Source organism: Bacillus sp. SD088, assembly GCF_017355205.1.
Taxonomy (GTDB): domain Bacteria; phylum Bacillota; class Bacilli; order Bacillales; family Bacillaceae_C; genus Lederbergia.
In genome coordinates, this window is sequence record NZ_JADIJK010000019.1 from 34,622 (window position 1) to 57,659 (window position 23,038).

Genomic DNA, 23,038 nt, shown 5'->3' on the forward strand with positions numbered 1-23,038 from the left:
ACTGATAGCTCCCACTCCTTCATTTTAAAACAGGTAGCAGACTAAAATTGCAGTTCTCTCTAATCCATTTCCCTCACACTAAAATTTGATTTAATTATATTTACTTCGATATTTTAAAGGTGTTATTTTGTATATATCCTTAAAAGCAGCTCCAAATTTACTTTGACTTTTATATCCCACTGCCGAAGCGATTTCCCCAATACTTTCTTGAGTTTTAAGTAACATAGAAGCCGCTTTTTTGATACGATACTCTTTCATATACTCCCCAATAGAAACACCGTATACTCCTTTAAAAGTAGTCTTTAATGCAGTAGGACTAATGTGATATTGTCTTGCTAGTTCATCAATCGTAAATCTCTGTTCAAATTGTTCCGTCATCATCTTTTTAATCTGTTTGATAATGTCAACTTCTTGCCGGACAAAAAAATTGTTTTGCTGCTCTTTAGCTGTATCAAAATAATAAAGGTAAATTAAAATTTCCAGAACCTTCAGCCTGTAATAGGTATCTCTAGCCTCAAGCGGTATAGAATACATACCTTTAAAGATATGTTGAATATTCTCTTTTGCTTGTATAAAAAAGCATTCATCGTTTTCAAAAAAGCGGTTAACAAGACCCCGTACATCAATTTCCATATCGGGGAGATGCTCCGATAGTTGACCTGTAAACTTATCCAAATCAATCGTAACGTTTATACCTTTATAGTATTCTAAGGGGAATTCAATACAATTACTGTGATTCCTCATCGTATTCATAAACAAATCACCTTCCCCTACATATTGCAGACATCCATCCTTCATTTTACATTCAGCACGTCCTTCAAGGCAGTGATTTAACTCTAAAATATTCATGTTCAGATGAACTGTTGGTACAAAAGCGCTGGTCTGAAAATTAAAGATGGTTACCTCAACTCCAGGGAGTACAGAATGAACAGACGCGGTTCCTTGTCCCTTACTTGGATTCAACTGATAAACAACATGTTGATTATTTTGTATTAAATTCATATCAGCATTGATATGTGAGAAAAAAGAACTGTTCATGATATTTATACCTCCTTAAATATTGATTTTTTTCTTATGAGAATACGATGTACGTTGTTGATTACAAAATGAAAACTGCTTTAATTTTTATACCTATCCATTAAATAAACATTTCTACAGTTCTTATAAATTTGTTCCAATCAGCCATAATTCTAGCCCTATCGGTCTTTCCTTTCCAAATATGTAGAGAATGAAAGATAAAGTCATTATACTAGAATTTAGATACAATCAAATGATTACTTGATTGTTTTATAGTTTGATTGTATAAAAAATAATAAAAAGGAGCAATTACTTTATGAAGAAAACTTATAAACTACTAGATGTGGACTGTGGCAATTGTGCGGCGAAAATTGAACATGGTATTAGCAAGCTAGACGACGTTACCGATGTAAAGGTGAATTTCATGGGTCAAAGAATGATTCTTGAGGCGCCAGATGATAAATTCGATGCAGTATTTAAACAGGCGAAGAAGATTATAAAGAAAATTGATTCGGGGGTGTCGATAGAAACTTAAGTTGTTGAACAAATTTCCACGTCCATTCAATACAAAACGAAATACAATGTTTGAGTCAGTAGCAGTTTTACAGTTATAACGGTTGCTGACTCAAATATAAGGAGGATACAAACATGTCCAAAAAAGAAAAGAGAAGATTGCTACGTATCCTTATTGCATCTGCAGGTTTTGTAGCAGCATTTTTCTCTAATTTAGATGGTCTTTCCGAATTTCTAGTATTTTTTATCCCCTATCTCATCGTTGGAGGAGACATACTCTGGAAAGCAGCAAGAAATATCATTCGAGGACAGGTCTTTGACGAAAACTTCCTAATGTCAATAGCTACGATTGGAGCTTTCTGCCTTGGAGAATATGCCGAGGGTATTGCTGTTATGTTGTTTTTCCAGGTAGGTGAGTTATTTCAATCCTATGCGGTTTCAAGATCACGCAGGTCAATATCCGAACTGATGGATATTCGACCCGACTATGCTAATGTGCTAAGAAATGGAGAAATGATACAGGTTGACCCGGAAGAGGTACAAATTAATGAGAGTATTGTAGTGAAACCTGGAGAGCGAATCCCTTTGGATGGAATAATAACAGGCGGCTTCTCTACAATAGATACTTCAGCACTGACAGGCGAGTCCGCTCCGCGAGATGCGCAAAAAGGGGAAGAAGTAATCAGCGGTTGTATTAACCAAACTGGTAAATTGACCATTCAAGTAAACAAGGAATACGGCCAGTCTACAGTAGCAAAAATACTCGAATTGGTTGAAAATTCATCTGATAAAAAGAGCAGAAGTGAAAATTTCATTACAAAATTTGCCCGATACTATACCCCGTTCGTTTTTTTTGCAGCACTCATTCTAGCAATTATTCCGCCGCTTGTCATGGGGCAACCGTTTGACATCTGGATTGAAAGAGCTCTAATCTTCCTTGTCATTTCTTGTCCTTGTGCCTTAGTTATTTCGGTACCGCTCAGCTTTTTTGGCGGAATCGGTGGGGCATCCAAATCTGGCGTTTTGGTGAAGGGATCCAATTATCTTGAGGCTTTGGCCAACACAGAAATGGTCGTATTTGATAAAACTGGTACACTAACAAAAGGTAATTTCATTGTCAGTGAAATATATTCTGAAAAAATGTCCAATCAAGAGTTATTGGAATTGGCAGCGTATGCGGAGGATTATTCTAACCACCCCATCGCTCAAAGTATCAAACAGGCATTTGGAAAAACGATTGATTCCTCCCGTATTAAAGATATCGAAGAAGTCGCTGGTCATGGAGTGAAATCAGTAATTGATGGAAAAGTTGTGTTTGCGGGTAATGCCAAACTTATGAAACGAGAACACATTTCCTACAATAATAGAAACCTTGTTGGAACTGCAGTTCATATTGCCGTTAACAGTGAATACATGGGATATATCCTTGTTGAAGACGAAATTAAACAGGACGCTCCACATGCAATAACAGCTCTGAAATCCGCAGGAATCACGCAAACTGTCATGCTAACTGGGGATGCGGATTCGGTAGGGAAAAAGGTTGCTACTAAGCTCAAACTAGATAAAGTATATACGGAGCTGTTGCCTGCAGATAAGGTTGAACATGTGGAAGAGTTAATGAAGCAAAAAAACGAAAAAAGAAGTCTAGCCTTTGTAGGTGATGGCATCAATGACGCTCCTGTTCTTGCACGTGCAGATATCGGTATTGCTATGGGGGGCTTGGGTTCAGATGCAGCCATTGAAGCTGCAGATGTTGTAATTATGACCGATGAGCCATCCAAAATTGCAACAGTGATGAAGATAAGCAAAAAGACACTCCGTATCGCCAAACAAAACATTGTTTTTGCATTGGGTGTTAAAGGAATTGTATTGATTATGGGAGCTATAGGCTTGGCAACAATGTGGGCAGCTGTATTTGCTGATGTCGGAGTATCCGTTCTAGCAATTCTAAACGCAATAAGAGCACTCAACATAAAAAAATTCAACACGCCAGTACATTTTTCTCAAAATCAAGAGGAAGGAAATCGCAAAGAAATAGTAGCATAGTGTAATGGGAGTATTAAAAGAAAATTCTGTGGGTAATACTCCCGTTTTTATCATTAATCTAAAGGCCTTTCAAGGGACAACTCATTTCAAAATAATCATCAATCATTTGATGAACTAGACGAGCTTTTTCGCTATCAGCAAGAGAATAGTAAACTTCTTTACCAACACGTCTACTTTTAATTAAACCATGGAGTTTTAATGATTTTAAATGATGAGAAATCGAAGCGGGGCTCATGTCAAGTGTAGCTGAGATATTGTGTCCACACTCTTCACAATGACAGAGTAACCAAAGTATTCGAAGGCGAGAACCATCACAAAGCTGTTGAAAAACAGCAGCTCCCTCCAAAAAAAATTGAACATCGGGCATTTGTTCTAAAATATGGCTCAAATTTTTACTGTGATCATGAAGTATTTCTTTATTATTTATCTTCGTCACCCCTTTAATCAAACAATTATTTTATTAAACAATCTTTTTATTAAAAGTTTAGGTGTTCCTCAGCCCCTTGTCAAGGAGATGTTTTCAGCAGTTTATTTTAATCATCATAACGCTTATGACAACCTTAAATTGATTGTTAAAAATATGATCGTATAATGGTTTGCTTTTTAGTGAAACTTTTATATTTTTGGATGATATCATCATGTCAAAAGTAGCCATTTTTTATTATGTTCCATATTTCTTTATCATATAAAAAAGATAGTTATTTGAATTATTGAAGAGGCATTTCTGAAAGATTAATAGAAAAAATCAATAGAAAGGATGTGAAAGACATGTATAAACTAGTTTTAATAAGACACGGAGAAAGTGAATGGAACAAAGCAAATTTTTTTACAGGTTGGACAGATATTGACTTGTCGGATAAAGGGATTGAAGAAGCACAAAATGCAGGTAGATTACTTAAGGAAGCACAATTTGCTTTTGATGTCGCTTACACTTCATATTTAAAACGTGCAATTAAAACACTAGATTATGTGCTTGAAGAAATGGACTTGCTATGGATTCCTGTATATAAAGCTTGGCAGCTTAACGAACGCCATTATGGTGCGCTTCAGGGATTGAGTAAAACTACTGTCGCCCAGCGTTATGGAGAAGAACAAGTTAAATTATGGCGTAGAAGTTATAACGAATTGCCACCTGCTTTGACTAAAGACGATAAACGGTATCCAATCTATGATGCTAAATATCGTGATATTGATGACGAATTTATTCCCTTAACAGAAAGCCTCAAGGAAACAGCAATACGTGTTAAATATTACTGGAATCGAGAAATTAAAACACAGATAAAAAAAGGTAATAATGTACTTATTGTTGCACATGGTAATAGTCTGCGGGCATTGCTTAAATTTTTGGATAATCTGACTCCTGGGGAGATCATTGATCTGGATATACCAACTGGCGCTCCGCTAGTATATATGCTTGATAAGCAGTTGCATCCTGTAGATAAATACTACCTTTGAAGCAGAGTTATAATAGAAGAAATTGCTCTGCAAGATGGTTAAAGCAAATCAATTTCTGATTTGGCGAAGTAATTGCAGTCTCTTAAAAATATTGATTATATTAAATTTAATAATAAGGTTTTATCTCTCCAACTTAATATTAAGTTGGATTTTTTATTTTAAAAAAGTATCTCCTATATATTTGTTACATCAATTCTAAGCTTTATCAATATTAGAAGAAAAAATGTGATAAAGCATAGTTCATGGATGTCGAGAAGCTTCTTTCCTATCCGTGCCAATATGTATCTACATAATTGTAGCTATTTCACACAAAGTTTTGCAAATTTTGTATGCTACTTTTTACACGATAAATGGGATGTTCATCCGTTTCTTTGTATTCGCTCAATATATACTAGCATCCAGTATTTGGGGTTTTTAAATTTTTGCTCATTAAGATTCAGCTACAACTGTTTTGTGATAACGCCCGTCTGTCAACAATACGTTACGACGGGTACCACTCACTGTTTATTTCCCCTTCCGTATACCTGGTTCATTGTTATCTACTAATTGGAAAGCACCAGTAAGTACACAATGAATGCCGTATTCGAAACGATCATCGAAGCTATCTTCGTACATGGAAGTTAGTACTCGAGAAAACGCTGGATACTCGTCTGTAGCAAGTGTTTTCTGTAACTTTGAGTCGGAATAAGCGACTGAGTCTCCCTGTTCTTCTTGTACGAGTCCAAATGTGAAGTAAGCCAACGTCCAAAATATGCGAACAGCTTCCCTATGGGGAAGGTGAAGTTGGAGCAGTGCCGATATAATTGCATCTCCAATCCGCAACGTGTTTGTTTCGTACACGGTTGTACCAGTCACCAGCTTAGCGCCATCACGGTGTGTCAAAAGAACGGATCGAAGACGTCGTAAAATTTCCTTAGTACGTTCTTCTGGTTGCTCAGGCAACTCATCAAGGGACAGCTCGGAAAAAATCGTATCGGCCATCAATTCAATCAGGCGGGATTTCGTCTTGACCTGCCAGGACACGGTGTTTAAATAAACACCAAGCCGTTTGGCTACAGCGCGCAGTGTGACCGCTTCAAGCCCAGATTCGTTCAAAATATGGAGTGCAGCCTGAATGACGTCGGATTGAGTGGTACGAGTAGAACCCATAAGTTGTCATCCTCTCTAGGAACTATGATATTTTCTATCCAAAATTGACGTAAATAGCCAATAATCTGAGGTCATTATATCATAAAATGGATTGTTGTGCAGTGACATAGGGGTCAAGAAAATTTTAAAATAAAAATTCATTTACAAATAAGATTTTTCCTACTTCAAATTGTACTAGAGTCATTCTATAAATATATATGTCTATAGTCGATCATCTGGAAACTTATTGCTTATAAATTAATCACTAATTAGAGCTGTTTTATTGGTCAGTGACCATATTTAAATTGACTCTTGGTCATTGAACAAGTATAATTATAACTGAAAAACACTCCATCAATATGAATAGTATATTTGTGGAGAGAAAGGAGCACAAAATGAAGCTAATGACTCAAAAAATAAAGAGGAAACAATTGTTAAGGCACTTTAGCGGGAGGAAAATAAAATGAAGCTATCGAATACATCGACGCGAATTGCTTTATTTTCCAAAGTAGCTCCTCTAGGAAAAGCGCTCTCTCCAGTTGCAAAGCCGCTACTAGGAGCTACGTTGATTGAACTGCTTTCAGCGATATTTGCAGTTCTACCTTACGTGCTGATTGTGCAGGTCGGTAACGAGTTGCTGTCTCCCGCACCAAATGCAGGACTGGTTTGGACACTGGTTCTATCGGCAGTGGCCTGTCTTGTGTTACATGCTGCTCTATCGATGGCGGCCCTTACAGTGACGCACTTGACCGACGGCACACACCAGTGGAGATTGCGACGGGAATTGGTGGCTAAACTCGGTCGATTACCATTAGGGTGGTTCTCCGTGAACAATGCCGGTCAGGTAAAGAAAATGCTACAGGACGATACACATGCAATCCATTACGTGATCGCTCATTCTGTTCTCGACCTTGTCTCAGGACTTGCCGTTCCACTCTTGAGTTTTATTTATTTGTTCACGGTTGATTGGCGTCTCGCGATTATTGCGTTGGCACCTCCACTTACGTATTTTATTATCTTTGGTGTTGTCACCTCGCGTTCTTCCGATGTGACAAGGGGTATCGGAGAAATTTCAGGAAGGCTATCCGGCAGGGTGATCGAGGTGCTCGAAGGGATTCAAGTCATACGGGCTTTTGGTCAGACTGGAAAGGCTCACCGACGCTATAGCAATACCGTAGATGAGTACATCTCTCGAACGGTTGATTGGCTATTGCCGTTGTCAAAGTTGCAGGCAGCAATCAGTGTCTTGCTTCAACCGATTACCTTCTTACTGCTTATCCTGATGGTCGGAGCAGGTTTTATTGCTACTGGTCGGATGGAGCCATTGACAATTTTGCCGTTTTTGCTACTTGCACTCACCATGGGTAATCCGGTTCTTCGTCTCGGTAATGGGATGTCTTCATTGATGGAGGCGATGGAAGCCGCCAAACGGCTAGAGAATACGCGTGGTTTGTCAGAGATTGAGGAGCCAATGAATCCTCAAACCCCTGACGCCGGTCAACTCGATGTGGAATATAAGAACGTTGTATTTAGTTACAAAGAGGGACATCGTGCAGTGGATTATGTTAGTTTTGTCATGCTTCCTGGCACGATAACTGCTTTGGTTGGTCCCTCAGGTTCGGGGAAGTCGACGATTGCGAAGCTGTTGCCCCGCTTTTATGATCCTCAAAGCGGCTCGATTGCGATTGGTGGTGTACCTATCCGGGAGATAGATACATCCGAGTTGTATCGGAAAGTGGGATTTGTATTTCAGGATGTTCGTCTACTGCAAGAGACGATTCGTGACAACATTCGTCTCGGCAACCCTGATGCTAGCGAGGAAGACGTCATAAGGGTGGCGCGGGCGGCACGTATTCACGATCGGATTGAGCGGTTGCCCCGAGGCTATGATTCTATCGTCGGTGTGGACGCTCGGTTATCTGGAGGAGAGGCGCAGAGAATTTCGATAGCACGAGCATTGCTGGCGGATGCACCAATTATAGTGATGGACGAAGCGACCTCAATGATTGATCCTGAGTCTGAAGTGGAGATCCAGCATGCCTTGACATCGCTAATCAAAGGGAGAACGGTGCTAGTTATCGCCCATCGTCTGCATACTATTGTAGGTGCTGATCAGATTCTCGTAGTTGACGATGGAAACATTGTGCAGCATGGCACACATGAGGAACTCATCTCGTCGGACGGTCTGTACAGTCGATTGTGGAAAGCTTATGAACGAACAAAGGAAGGTAGGGGAAAGCAATGATTAAACAGTTATTCCAAATTGTCGGCGAAGACCAGCGCGGACTGTTCCGATGCTTCGTTGCTCTCGTCATTCTGTTTTGTATCGCGCAGGGAGTGTCGTTTCTTCTCCTTCTACCGATTTTGAATGCAATATTTGATCCAGGATCTCCTGATTTGTGGATGTGGATTGTCTGTCTTGTTTTCTCTGCAGGGATAGCTATCATCTGCAATTATTTTAGTTCTGTGATCGGTGTGCACCTGTCACTAGGTATCTCGTCTCGACTGTATCATCGGATTGGGGACCATATAGCGACTCTTCCACTCGGCTGGTTCAGTCAGCAACGAACAGGAACCGTCACTCGAACAATCAGTAGTGGTACAGATAATGTGGTGCTCGTATTCGGATTTTTGATGACACCAATGCTTAATGGGATTATCACGCCATCCGTGCTCACGTTAGGTATGCTAATTATCGACTGGAGAATCGGAATCGCCTTCTTAGTAGCTATTCCGTTCCTTTGGGGGATGAACCGACTTGGTCGGCTGTTCTATCGTAAAGGAGATGGTGGTATGGATCGAGCGGCAGCTGCCGCAAACGCCCGCATAATTGAGTATGTCCAAGCCCAGCCTGTGCTCCGTGCTTACGGATACGTCGGTGATGCTAACCAGTCATTACAGAAAGTGTTGCTACAACAACGTCATGCAAGTAACCGACATTTGAAGTCAACAATTCCAGGCTCGATCATCTTCCGTATCGCGGTGCAACTTGTGTTGCTACTTGTCGTGATAGCGATTGTGCCACTGGCTCTCGGTGCTCAGATTTCGCCTGCGACCGCGATCGCACTTATTGCCGTAGTCGCACAGTTTACCTCTTCTGTTTCAACAGTGGCAGATTTGGGAGGCGGCATTCGAATGGCCCGATCCTCACTGCGCAAGATAGCTGATATTTTAAATGCGAAGCCTTTGCCCGTTCCTGATAAACCAGCACGTCCTAGTTCGCAACACGAAGTGCGGTTAGAGGGGGTCAGTTTCGGCTATGATAGCCATTCTCCCGTTATTCAGAATGTATCGTTTTCGGTTCCGTCTAAGACCACGGTTGCGATTGTAGGTCCTTCTGGCTCTGGCAAGAGCACGCTGATTAAGTTGATTGCACGCTTTTACGACGTTGATTCCGGGCGTATCGTTTTCGCCGATAGTGATATCCGAGAGCTTGCTACAGAAGATCTGATGCAGCATATATCTCTCGTGTTTCAAGACGTTTATTTGTTCGATGATACCATATGGGAAAATATCCGCATCGGCAACGAACAAGCAACAGACGAACAGGTGCTACGGGCATCTCGAATCGCGCAGGTTGAGGAGATTATCCGCAGGCTTCCCGAAGGCTGGGATACCAACGTTGGAGAAGGTGGACACAGCTTGTCTGGAGGTGAACGACAGCGGATTTCGATAGCACGTGCAATTTTGAAGAATGCACCAGTTATTTTGCTGGATGAGGCGACGAGCGCAATTGATCCAGAGAATGAAGCAGCATTTCTGGAAGGATTAGCTGAAGTGACCACTGACAAAACGGTGCTTATGGTCGCCCATCGGTTATCCACGATTCAAGGTGCCGACCAGATCGTGTTTCTGCGCGAAGGAACTGTGAAGGAGATAGGTAGTCATGATGAGTTACTCAAGCTCAATGGAGATTACGCCGCTTTTTGGCGGGAGCGAGCCAAGGCTTCTTCATGGAGAATCACCTGATCACTCAATCTTTAGATTGAAATGAGAATAAATATCTTATTCAATTTATTTAAAATAAAGTTTTGGAGGTATGATTTATGTCAAGTACAGTATTAGAAATTAAGAATCTTCATGTATCCATTGAAGACAAAGAGATACTAAAAGGAGTGAATCTAACGGTTAAAAGTGGGGAGTTCCATGCCATCATGGGACCAAATGGTACAGGTAAATCTACATTGGCTTCTGCAATCATGGGACATCCCAATTATGAGGTGACAGAGGGAACTATCACACTTGATGGGGAAGATGTATTAGAAATGGAAGTAGATGAGCGTGCTCGTGCCGGACTGTTTTTAGCAATGCAGTACCCAAGTGAAATCAGCGGTGTAACTACTTCTGACTTCTTACGTTCTGCAATTAATGCAAAACGTGAAGAAGGCGATGAAATCCCTTTGATGAATTTCATCAAAAAATTAGATCGGGATTTAGAATACCTTGATATTGATAAAAATATGGCAACACGTTATCTGAATGAGGGTTTCTCTGGCGGTGAGAAAAAACGTAATGAAATCTTACAATTATTACAATTACAGCCAGATATCGCAATTCTGGATGAAATTGATTCAGGACTTGATATTGATGCTTTAAAAGTTGTATCAAAAGGAATCAACCAAATGCGTTCGGAGAATTTAGGATGCTTGATTATTACTCACTACCAACGTCTATTAAACTATATTACGCCTGATTTTGTACACGTAATGATGCAAGGACGTGTTGTGAAATCCGGTGGACCAGAACTTGCAAAGCGTCTTGAAGCAGAAGGTTATGAGTGGATCAAAGAAGAATTAGGAATCGAAGACGAAGAAACTGCAGAACAAAACGCGTAATGTAAGGAGGGGTAATCATGTCTGTAGAAACAAAGCTTCCATTCAATCAAGAATATATTCAAGCATTTTCCAAAGATCGCAATGAACCCGGCTGGATGGCTACGCTTCGTTCAAAAGCTTTGGAAATGGCTGATTCATTAGAAATGCCAAAACCAGATAAAACAAAGATTTCAAACTGGAATTTTACAGATTTCCAGCATTCCAATAAAGAAGCAGTAAAAATTACTTCTATTGATGAACTGCCTGAAGAGTTAAGAGCATATTTTCATGATGATGCCAGTATGGAGAATCTGTATATTCAGCGAAATCAAACAGCTGCATATAACAGTCTATCACAGGAGCTTCAGAATAAAGGTGTTATTTTCACAGATATTTTTACAGCAATGAACGAGCACAGTGATCTTGTAGAAAAATATTATATGAATGATGCTGTTGCTGTTGATCAGAACCGTTTAACAGCACTGCATGGAGCACTGATGAATGGCGGCATATTTGTTTATGTACCTAGAAACGTACAGATTAAAGAACCGCTTCAAGCAGTCTTCTGGCAGGAAGATACCGACAGTGCACTATTAAATCATGTGCTTGTTGTAGCAGAAGAAGGCAGCTCGGTCACTTATGTAGAAAACTATATTTCTTATAATGATACGGAAGAAACTGTTGCTAATCTTGTAACAGAAGTATTTGCTCATGATAATGCACAAGTTGCTTATGGTGCAGTAGATAACTTTGCAGCAGGTACAACTACTTATGTGAATCGCCGTGGTGTTGCCAAGCATGATGCAAGAATTGATTGGGCGCTTGGACAAATGAATGACGGAAATACGGTTTCAGAAAACATTACCTACCTGACGGGGGAAAATGCTGCTTCGGACGCAAAAGCAGTATCTGTTGGACGAGGTAAGCAGACACAAAACTTTACGTCCAGCATTCGCCAGTTCGGTAAAGCAACAGAAGGATATATCCTGCAACGTGGCGTCATGAAGGGTTCTGCATCAACCATTTTTAATGCTATTGGTAAAATTGAACATGGTGCAACAAAAGCAAATTCTGAGCAAGAGTCCCGTGTATTGATGTTAAGTGAAAAATCCCGTGGAGATGCCAATCCAATTCTTCTGATTGATGAAGATGATGTAACAGCAGGTCACGCTGCTTCTGTAGGCCGTGTGGATCCATTGCAAATGTACTATCTTATGAGCAGAGGGCTAGAACGTGAAGAAGCAGAACGTTTAGTAATTCATGGTTTCTTAGCTCCAGTGGTGGCTCAACTTCCAATTGAGTCTGTACGTAAACAATTAACACAAGTGATTGAAAGGAAAGTTTATTAATGGATATAAAAGCCATTAAAGAACAATTTCCAACTTTTCACCAAGAAGTAAATGGACATCCCTTAGTTTATTTACATTCCTCTGCAATTCCGCAAAAGCAGATTAAGAGAAGCTGGGAGATATAGGTAGTTTCCAAATTTCCTGGTGGATCAAATATGTGACACTCGCTCGGAAAGCTATGGAAAAGGGTGTACACAACAAATAAGACAGAAGCTTTTATTCTGTCCGAGGGAGGTTATTAACAATGGCAAAAAATATGCCGGAAATAGAAGAGTATAAATATGGATTTCATGATAAAGACGTATCTATTTTCCGTACAGAAAAAGGATTAACGCCAAATATTGTTAAGGAAATTTCGAAAATGAAGGAAGAGCCGCAGTGGATGCTTGACTACCGTCTGAAGGCATTAGAGCATTTCTACAAGCGTCCAATGCCGCAATGGGGCGGAGATCTTTCAGGTTTAGACTTTGATGAAATTGTTTATTATGTCAAACCCACTGAAAAGCAAGGAAGAAGCTGGGAGGAAGTGCCTGCAGAGATTAAGCAGACTTTTGATAAGCTGGGTATACCAGAGGCTGAACAAAAATATCTTGCTGGTGTATCTGCACAGTATGAATCAGAGGTTGTTTACCACAGCTTAAAAGAAGATCTTCAAGAGCTTGGTATTGTATTTAAAGATACAGACACTGCACTGAAAGAAAACGAAGAACTATTTAAAGAATACTTTGGAACGATTGTTCCTTATTCTGATAATAAATTCGCTGCATTAAATTCTGCGGTATGGTCTGGCGGTTCATTTATTTATGTACCAAAAGGCGTAAAAGCAACAACACCATTACAAGCATACTTCCGTATTAACTCCGAAAATATGGGACAGTTTGAACGTACGCTTATCATTGTTGATGAAGAAGCATCTGTACACTATGTAGAGGGCTGTACAGCACCAGTTTATACAACAAACTCTCTTCACAGTGCTGTTGTAGAAATAATTGTTAAAAAAAGTGGCTACTGCCGTTATACTACAATTCAAAACTGGGCGAACAATGTGTATAACCTTGTTACAAAACGTGCTGTTTGTGATGCGAATGCAACAATGGAATGGATTGATGGAAACATTGGTTCTAAGCTGACGATGAAATATCCATCAATCCTTCTAAAAGGAGAAGGTGCACGAGGAAATACACTTTCTATCGCTTTAGCAGGAAAAGGACAATTACAAGACGCTGGTGCGAAAATGCATCACTTGGCTCCAAATACGTCTTCTACTATTGTTTCTAAATCTATTTCTAAACAAGGTGGGAAAGTATCTTACCGTGGTTTAGTACACTTTGGACGTAAAGCGGAGGGGGCTCGTTCCAATATTGAGTGCGATACACTAATAATGGATAACGAATCTACTTCGGATACGATCCCATACAATGAAATTCTAAACGACAATATTTCCTTAGAACACGAAGCAAAAGTTTCGAAAGTATCTGAGGAACAGCTTTTCTATCTAATGAGCCGCGGTTTAACAGAAGTAGAAGCAACAGAAATGATTGTTATGGGCTTTATTGAACCATTTACAAAGGAACTTCCAATGGAATATGCAGTAGAAATGAATAGATTGATCAGCTTCGAAATGGAAGGTTCCATTGGATAATACTTTTAATAAATCCCGTTACAATATCATGTGTAGCGGGACTTCCCTCATTTAAAAATTAGATGGCTATATCATTATGTTGCCTTAACGCATAATAATTACCTTGAGGGAAAATATGGTCATATTGTAAAACGAATGGGGATTTTATATTGAACAAAAAAATAGGGATGATAAAAATTCATAAAATATATATGTCTTTAATCCCTAAGTAATTGTTTCTACTATTTGAAAGGTAGATTAATATTGTATTTTCAGAAACTGAGGATTATTTTTTAAGTTAGATAAGAGGGAATAAAAATGACAAAAAAACAAAAGTTATTACTTTTTTCCATGTGTTATATGGTTTTGTTTAATGCAATGAACGTAACCATGATGAATGTTGCGATTCCGGAATTCAGAAAGGTATTTGCTTTAACGCCTTCTGAAGTAAGCTGGATTACAGCTATTTTCAGTTTGTTCAACGGTATTGCAGCAGTTGTTATTGGAAAAATGTCTGATAGATATCCGATTCGTCACTTGTTTGTTATCGGAATAGCTATTTTTATGACGGGTTCTTTGATTGGGTTCATGAGCCCGAACTATTCATTCATCATTGCGGCCCGAATCCTTCAGGGGATAGGAGGGGGGACTCTTCCTACGTTAAGCCTAGTAGCTGCCGCACGATATTATCCAGAAGAAAAACGCGGTTATGCGCTTGGCATGGTGTTTGCTATGGTGTCGCTTGGAAGTGCAATTGGTCCGATGCTGGGTGGATTTTTAACAGATTCTTTCGGGTGGGGCAGTTTATTTTTGATATCGTTTTTAAGTTTAATTACGCTTCCATTTTATCTTAAATATGCACCGAAAGAGGAAGTCAAGACAGGCAGGCGTTTTGATCAGGTGGGAGCCATTTTATTCATGCTAGCGATTACGTCTCTGTTGATGGGAATTAATGTGACAGCTTGGCTATTTATCCTTGCTGTAGTCTTTTTTGTTCTGTTCGTCTGGCAAGCTCAACGTGTAAACGAGCCATTTATTAAAATTGCCATATTGAAAAATGTCCCATTTAGTCTCGTTCTTTTCATGGGTTTGTTAAACTCCATTGCTTATATGGCAGGGATTTTCATTCTTCCTTTAATGCTTGCAGAGGTAAATGGATTGTCAACTAGTTTGATTGGTCTTGTTTTGTTTCCAGGAGGGGTGATGACAATCATTTTAGGTTCGCAGATTGGATTATTAATTGCTAAACGGGGAAATCGGTTTATGAATCAATTAAGCTTTATCTGTATGACCATTGTTTTTCTGGCTCTTTCCACATTTGTTGGAGGCTCTCCAATTTGGATATCTGTACTGTTAATTGTTGTATGCTTAGGCTTTACTGCGAATCAATCGGCTCTTACCAATCGCATATCAGAAATTTTACAGCCCAATGAAGCTGGTACGGGTACAGGATTATTCACCTTTATGATTTTTTTAGGTGCAGCAATTGGCTCGGCATTGTTTAGCCGTTTTCTTGAACTCAATAGTGGACAATGGAATATGTTAAACGAGTCTGCTCATCCTTCATACAGCAATGCTTTCATTCTAGCGGCCATTACGGTGATATTGGCAATGGTAGTGCTTGCTTTGGAGAAATCAGTGACAAAAAGACAGAAAATGCGAGTAGATGATGAATCCCTTAAAAATAGACTTAATGCATAAAGCTACCTAAATCATTCTTTGCTTTATGACAATAACATTAGGAGAAGCAAGCGTATCATTTGAGTCAATCCTACTAATATGGCTTTTTTCAACATAATTAATCCAGTGCGGTAACTTAACTATTAAAATATTTATGTATAAAAAAGATTTGAATGATGGACAGAACTATAAAAATGTTTGTTTATTCATTAGTGCTTGTCTCTATTCGATATCGGCTAACATACCAAGAAAGATTTTTTAGTGTTATTATGGCTAAGTTCATGAACTAAAATAACCATTAAAAAAGAAACTTAGATTAAGTGTACTCTTTTTTAATGATAATGATTATCATTATCATTTTAGGTGATAACATGATGGTTATCAAAACAGGGTGTATATACAGTAAAAACTAATAGCGGATAGCTATAAAATTATTGAGGAGGATGATAAAGATGTATAATATGTTATTTCAATCACATTCAGGCTTGTGGGAAATCACTATCTTGCTTTTTATCATTTCATTTATCTTATTGAAAATGGGAAAACCTAAGAGTAAAAAAATAACGCAAATGATATTACGTCTGTTTTATGTAATTATGATTATTTCTGGGCTTGGAATGTTAATTACGCTCAACTTCCCATGGTTGTATGTTATCAAAGGTATTTTAGCACTATGGCTTATATGGATGATGGAACTAATTCTTTCTAAATCAGTTGTAAGAAAGGAGAACGGTCCTTCTACAAAAAGTTATTGGACTCAATTTATTATTGCTTTAGTCTTGGTTGTATTGATTGCTGCCAAAATCATTAGTTTTTAGCTTATCGTTCTTTGATGAATTTCAATGGATTAAGTGGCTCATAATATCTTCCCAGAATCACCATGAAAGCAAGATACACTAATTAGGCTACTACACTAGATAAAGATAATCATATTAGAAAATTATGTCTTTCCTTGAAAAGCAGACTTATTTTCTAACTTTTGAACAACAAAACGTAACGAGGTGTATTGGAAATGAAAAAGAAGAAACTAGGATTATTAGTAATGGCATACGGTACGCCGTATAAGGAAGAAGATATTGAACCTTATTACACGCATATTCGTCATGGCAGAAGGCCGGAGCCAGATGCGCTACAGGATTTAAAAGATCGGTATGAAGCAATTGGCGGCATCTCACCTTTGGCAAAAATAACCAAAGAACAAACGCATGCATTAGAAAATAAATTGAATGAATTACAAGATGAATATGAATTTAAAGCTTACATCGGTTTAAAACATATTGCTCCATTTATTGAGGATGCCGTAGAAGAAATGGCGAAAGATGGTATAGAAGCAGCAGTTTCTATCGTTTTAGCGCCACACTACTCTACATTTAGCGTGAAATTGTATAATGAACGTGCAAATAGTACAGCTGAAAAATACGGTATAAAAATGGAGTCTGTTCAAGATTGGTATACAGAACCAGGATTTATTGATTTCTGGGCAAAAGGCGTGCAAAATACCTTTGCGGAAATGTCAGCAGAAGAAAAAAATAATACTGTATTAATCGTATCTGCTCATAGTCTGCCAGAAAAAATTCTGCAACATGGAGATCCATATAAACAGCAATTAGAGGAAACAGCACAATTAATAGCAGAAGCTGCAGATGTAAAAAATTATGAAGTAGGCTGGCAAAGTGAGGGAAACACTCCAGACCCTTGGCTTGGACCGGATGTTCAGGATCTAACTCGCGAATTATATAATAAAGAAGGATACAAAGCATTTGTTTATACACCTGTCGGCTTTGTGGCAGATCACCTTGAAGTTTTATATGATAATGATTATGAATGTAAAGTAGTCTGTGATGAGATTGGAGCAAGCTACTATCGTCCGGAAATGCCAAACGCTCGTCCAGAATTTATTGAAACATTAGCAAATGTGGTACTAAAGAAAATGAAATGAGCTTCCTAATGAATAAAAAAGAGTAGTAATTGTTGGTTTGGCATGACAGTTTATCTACTGACTATCTTCTTCAAAACAGGTGAAATAAGCAAAACTTCCAATTGAGATCACATAGTAGAAGACTTTAGTAGATTAAACAGACGCATTCAAACATAATAGTGATGCTTTAAGTGCCATCCAAGAGAAATAAATAAGACCATATTTTGCAAGAGTAAACATGGTTTAAATATATTTTTAATTTATCCAACCCAACTGTTCATTTTCAGTTGGGTTTATTTTTTTTAACCACTAAAATCTTTGCCAATTTTAAATGTTCACCGTTGAAGGTTATGAAAGGGGAAATCATCGCCCACCTTTGCAGTATTGTGAAGGGAGATGACATGCATGATAGCACCTAATCGTACCGAATGGCAAATACGCTGTGCATTTAATGCGTTCTGCAAACGTGTATTAAAGAATGCCGCCATTGATATCTACAAAGAACGAAAGCGTCAACGGTCGAAAGAGAAAACGTTCTCTGATTTAACGCCTTATGAGGCGAATCAACTTTATTCTGTAGATAATTATGGTGAGGGTAATAAAGAAGGTTTTCAAATTGTAGATAAGAAAATTACGACAAAATTACTAGCAGAAGCCATGCACTCATTATCAGAAGAGAAGCGTAATCTTGTCCTCTTATACTATTTTCTTCATCTATCTGATGAGGAAATTAGTCAACAACTGAATGTACCTCGTCGAACTGTGCATTATCGACGAACCAGTGCTTTAAAACGGTTAAAACGATTTTTGGAGGAACATGCAAATGAATGGGATGAATAATATAAGCATTCAAAATGATGAACGTGGTTTGTTGCCGTATCCGATAATTATCGCTGCAAACGCGGGCGAAGCCGAAGCGTTAAGGCTTGTAGTGAAACACTATGACAGTTATATTACCAGTTTATCCATGAGAAAGCTGCGAGATGAACAGGATAATACTTACTGGGGTATAGATGGAGATATGCAATCTCGTTTACGATCCAAGCTAATGCAATCTGTTTTGGCTTTCAAGGTATAATTCCACCATGAATCATAATCCCCTTTCACTATAGATTATTGTACTTTGACAAAACAGCATGGCGAATAACACTATGTTATATATCAAAAAATCAGATACGTTCTATTGATGTTGAGCCACCTGATATTTGCGCCATGACTTTCTATAGAAACGAGCGATAAAAAAGCTATCTAATGTCATTGTGGTGAATGACTGGCGAAGATACATCAATAGATATAATGATACTCTCCTATCGTCGTTGTTCGAGCGTTCAAAGCGTCGCAGGCAATGAATGGGACTGGAAGAAATACTTGCAGGGGTGAAATTCCCGTGGAGCTGTTACCAACAGCCGTCTGATTTTTAAGTAGATTAGTGAACCGTTGTTTCTAGTATGTATTCCTCTGTTGATGAAAAAGGAGGTATATATTAATGAAGGAACTGATTACAAAAGATGATTTAATTCAGCTTGGGTATCCTAAATATACTTCGATACGAATTATTAGACAAGCCAAACAAATCATGGTACAAAAAGGGTATCCATTTTATAATAATAAACGCTTAGGGCGTGTACCAAAAATGACAGTCGAATCGATTCTAGGGTGTGAACTAGAATTGGAGGAAGACAGTCATGGCTAAAACCAAATATGCAGGGGTCTATATTGATAACAATGAACAATACTTTTATGAAACGGAGTTAGGAACGGATCGCATTACTGGAAAGCGACTTCGTAAAAAGGGACGTACAAATCAACAAGGAAAAAAGTTTACTTCTGCTTTACAAGCTTATAAAGAATTGGTACGGGTGAAAAATGAATACCATCAGGCAAATGGTTATGGAAATTATCACATGACATATGGTCAATTCATGGACACTGTGTACATTCCAGCTTATGAAACCGAGGTGGAAGAAAGTACTTTTTACGTTCGCAAACGAACGTTAGAAAGTATGAGAGATCGTTTTTCAAACATTGAGCTTCGTTCTTTAGCAGTAGAAGATGTCCAACGTTATCGAACCTGGTTACTTTCTGATAAAGGAGCTGGATATTCCCAAGCATATGCAAGTTTGGTATTTGGTATGTTTCGTAAAAGTCTGGATATGGCAGTTGATATGCAATATCTAGAAGTGAACGTGTCTAAAAAGGTGAAGGCTATCCCTAAAGGAAAAGCGGTTGTCCCATATTGGACAAAGAAAGAATTTGAAAAAGTTATCTCAGTTATTTGTCTGGATGACTTTTATGAACATTTATGTTTTGTGATGTTGTGGACGTATTTCATGACGGGGATACGGGTTAGTGAAGGAACGGCCTTGTGGTGGGATGATATAGATTTTAAAAACAAACGGCTTCGCGTTCATCACTCACTGTATTTAATAAATAAAAGCAATTGGAAACGAAAAGATTATACAAAAACAGAGGATGGTAAACGGATCATCTCTTTGGATGAGGATACGATACAAGTGTTGCAAGAATGGAAACAGCGACAATCAAAAATAGGGATTGACGATTTCGTTTTTAGTTATGATGGAACGCCAATGATTAAATCGACGCTTGCTAGAATTATTCAACGTTATGCAAAACTTGCAGATGTTCATCGTATTCAAGCTAAAGGGCTTCGACATTCGCATGCATCTTATCTCATTAATGAATTTAACGTTTCTGTTTTGATTTTGTCAAAGCGTATGGGACATTCCAGTCCAGAAATTACGTTAAAGCACTATTCTCATATGTGGTCTGGAGTAGATGAACTGATTGCGGAAGAGATGACAGGTAACATTAATATACGAACAGCAGAAAAATCAGGTATATCATTTAATGGTAATCAAGCAGTAAAAAAATAAGTTCCGCCAGAATCCCCGCCAAAATAACTTGAAGGTGCGATAAACGTTGATTTGTCAGTGTTTTGACGTCACCTGCAAACTTGGAGTGGGTATTGCCAACAGCTGAAATTGTTGTACCAATTGCTTGTATCCAAGAACCAATAAGAGCTTTCGATCGGTTCTCCAACATTATCCCTCCTCCACAAAAACTTGTTATATTGTATGTTAGAAGGAGTATATTTTCTATGGATGATACACTCATAAAAGATGTTCCGTAATACGAACGGGCGCGAAAATGGGTGCGAAATGTTCCCGTCTCAAATGAAATGTGGTTACACAAATCGGTAAAGGTCAAGCAGTATTAGGCTTCTAAAAAACTGAAGGGTTATATCGAGGAGTCGAATGAGGAGGTAACACTCTGAAAGTCTCCCCTGCGCCGAATAGCACGTTGTTTAGTAAGTAATAACATGTTATAAGCTAGGCAAATATGGAGGGATAGCCACTGGGCTAATAGACAAAGAAAAGATGAGGGAAATAATTCTTGTTCAGATTAAACAAACAGAGAAAAAAATTTCTCTCATAGAGGAAGCTTTAGCAAATAGATCAACTCTCATGAAGAGTTTTGCTCGTATGTTAGAAATTTCCCTTTCACACCATAAAGTTAATGTAAATTGGTTTCATGAAATATTGAAGGAGATTGGTTCAGAAGTATAGTGGGAAAAACAAAATAAGGATTTATTGTAATTGAGGATCAAGAAGAAAATTGTTAAACGATAGGGTGCTCTTCATGTGTAACTAAAGCCTAATTTCTCACTTACAACACCGAGAGGTTATTGAATCATGGCTTTTGTGACTATCGCCATCCGTAAGTCCAGCTCTGTTTAATAACGTATAAAAAAACAGAGTGCGATAATTAAAATTTTCGCACTCCGAAAATACTGTATGAAATTTAATTAGAGATGAACAATTTACGGGTAAACACAGTATTATTTCTATTTAAGATAATTCCTCTCAGACAGCCAACAACTATACTAACATCATGGTTTTTGATAACTTTACTGTAGTATTATTTATTAAATGAACGATTAAAGTAATTAAAGGCAGAGAAAAGAAAATGAATCGCTTCAATGTCTTCTGAAAATTATGGGAGGATATAAATACTGTGAACACAGTTTTTTTAGAATTTAATAGATATTTTTGGGTAGCCGGGAACTCTTGAGTAGCCATACAGTTATTCTGTTAAAGGGCGTTTTGTTATTATTAAAGTTCAGATGAGTTTTCCTGTTCCCATTCCTCCCACTTACGGAAACGTATCACTAATTCCTCATTTGCATGAAAAATAGCTGAAGCGGACATATTAAATTAAAATTATGATTATTACGGGATACGGAGAGAAAACAAATGGACTTTTTTCACAGCCAGGAATCTTTAACTACTATACAATGGATTTTAAGAGCTGTAATTGCATATTTTTTTATGCTTATCATTGGTAAAGTAATGGGGCAGAGATCCATTTCTCAGCTAAGGTTACTGGACTTTGTTATTGCGTTGATAATTGGAAACATCATTGCTCATCCTTTATCTGATGAAAAATTAGGCATGAAAGGATCAATGATTACAATGATTGTACTTGTTGTTTTATATGCAATGAGTATATTTATCAATTTAAAATTGAATAAACTTCGAAAAGTGATTGATCCTCCTCCCTTTCCACTAATAGAAAATGGAAAAATCATTTATAAAAATTTAGGTAAGGCTAGGATTTCCCTTGATGATTTATTATCCGAAACAAGAAAAGACAAAATTGACGATATTCAAAAAGTTGCCCTTGCTCTATGGGAACCTGATGGTACCATTTCATTTTTCCTTGAACAGAATTATCAAACAGTTACAAAAACGGACTTGCAAATTAAGAGTGACAAGTTTTCTCTGCCTAGAACAATCATTAAAGAGGGTACAATTGATATCAACGAATTAAAAAGGATGGGTAAAAATGAACAGTGGTTCAGAAACAAAATCAACTCAACCTATCATGTGGACATATCAGAAGTAATACTGGCAACGATGGATAAGAACGAGAAAATAACAGTTTTGTTGTATTAATGCCTGCTTTTCACAAATCTAACTTGATTAGAATAGAATAATAACTGATAAGAAGCAGTGAAGTGAAATAAATGAACAAAATTAACGAAAAAGTTCATAATAAATGAGGATGGGGGAGAGGATTTAGGAGAGCTTTGAAAAGAAGATCGAAGCCGCAGTTTGGCTTAAAGCATTAGGACAGATAAGTGAAGCGTTATTATCCAAGGTATATTCATCGGTAGAGAACCTGAAACATAAGGCAAAAGAATAGTGGTGGCGTGTTCTTGTATCAAGCAACTTGATAATTTTTTTGCGGCTCATGGCGTGACAAGGAAGTGGTCTTGGCTTAAGCAATTAACTGAAGCGATGAATGGGGAGGTTCGACTAAGAAGCAAACCGTATGAAAAAACAATATTCACATGTGTTTTTTAAGCGAATAACGTATTAGAAATTTTCGGGTGAGGCGTCCATAAGGAACAACCTTTTTTTTGTACATAAACTTAAGAAATTTGTAAGGAACAAGAAAAAAAGTTGCTTTTAAT

Annotated in this window: 18 protein-coding genes and 2 pseudogenes; 16 read left to right on the forward strand and 4 right to left on the reverse strand. The window is 38.1% G+C overall.

All coding sequences use genetic code 11. From position 1 onward, the window contains the following. Positions 1 to 90: 90 nt before the first annotated feature. Positions 91 to 1,038, reverse strand: coding sequence for a helix-turn-helix domain-containing protein (locus IPU53_RS16465; protein WP_207452116.1), 948 nt, complete (start codon positions 1,036 to 1,038; stop codon positions 91 to 93). Between the two features lie 295 nt (positions 1,039 to 1,333). On the opposite strand from IPU53_RS16465, the pseudogene IPU53_RS16475 reads away from it, so the two are divergent. Next, a pseudogene (locus IPU53_RS16475) lies at positions 1,334 to 3,513 on the forward strand (heavy metal translocating P-type ATPase); the annotation flags it as partial. A 121-nt stretch (positions 3,514 to 3,634) separates the two neighbouring features. Here the strand turns inward: IPU53_RS16475 and IPU53_RS16480 are convergent. Next, entirely contained in the window at positions 3,635 to 4,012 is a 378-nt protein-coding gene (locus IPU53_RS16480; RefSeq protein ID WP_282862248.1) for an ArsR/SmtB family transcription factor, read from the reverse strand. Positions 4,013 to 4,344: 332 nt separating this feature from the next. Between IPU53_RS16480 and gpmA the strand changes: the two genes are divergently transcribed. Next, positions 4,345 to 5,031: a 2,3-diphosphoglycerate-dependent phosphoglycerate mutase gene (gene gpmA / locus IPU53_RS16485; protein ID WP_207452118.1), complete on the forward strand. Its 687-nt coding sequence runs from the start codon at positions 4,345 to 4,347 to the stop codon at positions 5,029 to 5,031. A 504-nt stretch (positions 5,032 to 5,535) separates the two neighbouring features. Here the strand turns inward: gpmA and IPU53_RS16490 are convergent. Next, complete coding sequence (locus tag IPU53_RS16490) at positions 5,536 to 6,180, reverse strand: TetR/AcrR family transcriptional regulator C-terminal domain-containing protein (RefSeq protein WP_207452119.1); 645 nt, start codon at positions 6,178 to 6,180, stop codon at positions 5,536 to 5,538. A 442-nt stretch (positions 6,181 to 6,622) separates the two neighbouring features. On the opposite strand from IPU53_RS16490, the gene IPU53_RS16495 reads away from it, so the two are divergent. The 13 genes and pseudogenes from IPU53_RS16495 (at position 6,623) to IPU53_RS16550 (ending at position 20,435) form a co-directional block, all read left to right on the forward strand. After that, a complete protein-coding gene (locus tag IPU53_RS16495; protein ID WP_207452120.1) occupies positions 6,623 to 8,404 on the forward strand; it encodes an ABC transporter ATP-binding protein in 1,782 nt (593 codons plus the stop codon). After that, a complete protein-coding gene (locus IPU53_RS16500) occupies positions 8,401 to 10,128 on the forward strand; it encodes an ABC transporter ATP-binding protein (protein WP_207452121.1) in 1,728 nt (575 codons plus the stop codon). Before IPU53_RS16495 ends, IPU53_RS16500 begins: the two co-directional genes overlap by 4 nt. Before the next feature lie 77 nt (positions 10,129 to 10,205). Further along, positions 10,206 to 10,994, forward strand: coding sequence for a Fe-S cluster assembly ATPase SufC (gene sufC / locus IPU53_RS16505; RefSeq protein WP_207452122.1), 789 nt, complete (start codon positions 10,206 to 10,208; stop codon positions 10,992 to 10,994). Between the two features lie 17 nt (positions 10,995 to 11,011). After that, a complete protein-coding gene (gene sufD / locus IPU53_RS16510) occupies positions 11,012 to 12,322 on the forward strand; it encodes a Fe-S cluster assembly protein SufD (protein WP_207452123.1) in 1,311 nt (436 codons plus the stop codon). Beyond that, a pseudogene (locus IPU53_RS25660) lies at positions 12,322 to 12,426 on the forward strand (hypothetical protein); the annotation flags it as partial. The gene sufD and the pseudogene IPU53_RS25660, both read left to right, overlap by 1 nt. A gap of 140 nt (positions 12,427 to 12,566) precedes the next feature. Beyond that, positions 12,567 to 13,964 (forward strand): Fe-S cluster assembly protein SufB, encoded by a 1,398-nt coding sequence (sufB, locus tag IPU53_RS16515; protein WP_207452124.1) that lies wholly within the window; start codon positions 12,567 to 12,569, stop codon positions 13,962 to 13,964. 297 nt (positions 13,965 to 14,261) lie between these two features. Further along, positions 14,262 to 15,644: an MFS transporter gene (locus IPU53_RS16520; RefSeq protein WP_207452125.1), complete on the forward strand. Its 1,383-nt coding sequence runs from the start codon at positions 14,262 to 14,264 to the stop codon at positions 15,642 to 15,644. Between the two features lie 431 nt (positions 15,645 to 16,075). Continuing rightward, positions 16,076 to 16,441, forward strand: a complete 366-nt coding sequence (locus IPU53_RS16525) for a DUF1516 family protein (protein ID WP_077604179.1) — start codon at positions 16,076 to 16,078, stop codon at positions 16,439 to 16,441. Positions 16,442 to 16,635: 194 nt separating this feature from the next. Beyond that, complete coding sequence (gene hemH, locus IPU53_RS16530) at positions 16,636 to 17,562, forward strand: ferrochelatase (RefSeq protein WP_207452126.1); 927 nt, start codon at positions 16,636 to 16,638, stop codon at positions 17,560 to 17,562. A 384-nt stretch (positions 17,563 to 17,946) separates the two neighbouring features. After that, positions 17,947 to 18,381, forward strand: a complete 435-nt coding sequence (locus tag IPU53_RS16535; RefSeq protein ID WP_207452127.1) for an RNA polymerase sigma factor — start codon at positions 17,947 to 17,949, stop codon at positions 18,379 to 18,381. Beyond that, complete coding sequence (locus tag IPU53_RS16540) at positions 18,365 to 18,619, forward strand: helix-turn-helix domain-containing protein (protein ID WP_207452128.1); 255 nt, start codon at positions 18,365 to 18,367, stop codon at positions 18,617 to 18,619. Before IPU53_RS16535 ends, IPU53_RS16540 begins: the two co-directional genes overlap by 17 nt. 408 nt (positions 18,620 to 19,027) lie before the next feature. Then, on the forward strand, positions 19,028 to 19,234 hold the full coding sequence (locus tag IPU53_RS16545; protein WP_077604216.1) for a DUF3173 domain-containing protein: 207 nt from the start codon (positions 19,028 to 19,030) through the stop codon (positions 19,232 to 19,234). Then, positions 19,227 to 20,435: a tyrosine-type recombinase/integrase gene (locus tag IPU53_RS16550; RefSeq protein WP_207452129.1), complete on the forward strand. Its 1,209-nt coding sequence runs from the start codon at positions 19,227 to 19,229 to the stop codon at positions 20,433 to 20,435. The genes IPU53_RS16545 and IPU53_RS16550 overlap by 8 nt, the downstream gene beginning before the upstream one ends. Here the strand turns inward: IPU53_RS16550 and IPU53_RS16555 are convergent. Continuing rightward, positions 20,407 to 20,604, reverse strand: a complete 198-nt coding sequence (locus IPU53_RS16555) for a hypothetical protein (protein ID WP_207452130.1) — start codon at positions 20,602 to 20,604, stop codon at positions 20,407 to 20,409. The genes IPU53_RS16550 and IPU53_RS16555 overlap by 29 nt on opposite strands. Positions 20,605 to 21,815: 1,211 nt before the next feature. Between IPU53_RS16555 and IPU53_RS16560 the strand changes: the two genes are divergently transcribed. Beyond that, positions 21,816 to 22,517, forward strand: coding sequence for a DUF421 domain-containing protein (locus IPU53_RS16560; protein WP_207452131.1), 702 nt, complete (start codon positions 21,816 to 21,818; stop codon positions 22,515 to 22,517). The last annotated feature ends 521 nt before the right edge of the window (positions 22,518 to 23,038 follow it).

What these genes read in the sequence shown, in the direction of transcription:
- IPU53_RS16520 (WP_207452125.1), top strand. Translation starts at nt 14,262, where the DNA reads ATGACAAAAAAACAAAAGTTATTACTTTTTTCCATGTGTTATATGGTT.
- sufD (WP_207452123.1), top strand. Translation starts at nt 11,012, where the DNA reads ATGTCTGTAGAAACAAAGCTTCCATTCAATCAAGAATATATTCAAGCA.
- IPU53_RS16550 (WP_207452129.1), top strand. Translation starts at nt 19,227, where the DNA reads ATGGCTAAAACCAAATATGCAGGGGTCTATATTGATAACAATGAACAA.
- IPU53_RS16560 (WP_207452131.1), top strand. Translation starts at nt 21,816, where the DNA reads ATGGACTTTTTTCACAGCCAGGAATCTTTAACTACTATACAATGGATT.
- IPU53_RS16540 (WP_207452128.1), top strand. Translation starts at nt 18,365, where the DNA reads ATGAATGGGATGAATAATATAAGCATTCAAAATGATGAACGTGGTTTG.
- IPU53_RS16555 (WP_207452130.1), bottom strand. Translation starts at nt 20,604, where the DNA reads ATGTTGGAGAACCGATCGAAAGCTCTTATTGGTTCTTGGATACAAGCA.
- IPU53_RS16490 (WP_207452119.1), bottom strand. Translation starts at nt 6,180, where the DNA reads ATGGGTTCTACTCGTACCACTCAATCCGACGTCATTCAGGCTGCACTC.
- IPU53_RS16465 (WP_207452116.1), bottom strand. Translation starts at nt 1,038, where the DNA reads ATGAACAGTTCTTTTTTCTCACATATCAATGCTGATATGAATTTAATA.
- sufC (WP_207452122.1), top strand. Translation starts at nt 10,206, where the DNA reads ATGTCAAGTACAGTATTAGAAATTAAGAATCTTCATGTATCCATTGAA.
- hemH (WP_207452126.1), top strand. Translation starts at nt 16,636, where the DNA reads ATGAAAAAGAAGAAACTAGGATTATTAGTAATGGCATACGGTACGCCG.
- IPU53_RS16545 (WP_077604216.1), top strand. Translation starts at nt 19,028, where the DNA reads ATGAAGGAACTGATTACAAAAGATGATTTAATTCAGCTTGGGTATCCT.
- sufB (WP_207452124.1), top strand. Translation starts at nt 12,567, where the DNA reads ATGGCAAAAAATATGCCGGAAATAGAAGAGTATAAATATGGATTTCAT.
- IPU53_RS16535 (WP_207452127.1), top strand. Translation starts at nt 17,947, where the DNA reads ATGATAGCACCTAATCGTACCGAATGGCAAATACGCTGTGCATTTAAT.
- IPU53_RS16525 (WP_077604179.1), top strand. Translation starts at nt 16,076, where the DNA reads ATGTATAATATGTTATTTCAATCACATTCAGGCTTGTGGGAAATCACT.
- IPU53_RS16495 (WP_207452120.1), top strand. Translation starts at nt 6,623, where the DNA reads ATGAAGCTATCGAATACATCGACGCGAATTGCTTTATTTTCCAAAGTA.
- gpmA (WP_207452118.1), top strand. Translation starts at nt 4,345, where the DNA reads ATGTATAAACTAGTTTTAATAAGACACGGAGAAAGTGAATGGAACAAA.
- IPU53_RS16500 (WP_207452121.1), top strand. Translation starts at nt 8,401, where the DNA reads ATGATTAAACAGTTATTCCAAATTGTCGGCGAAGACCAGCGCGGACTG.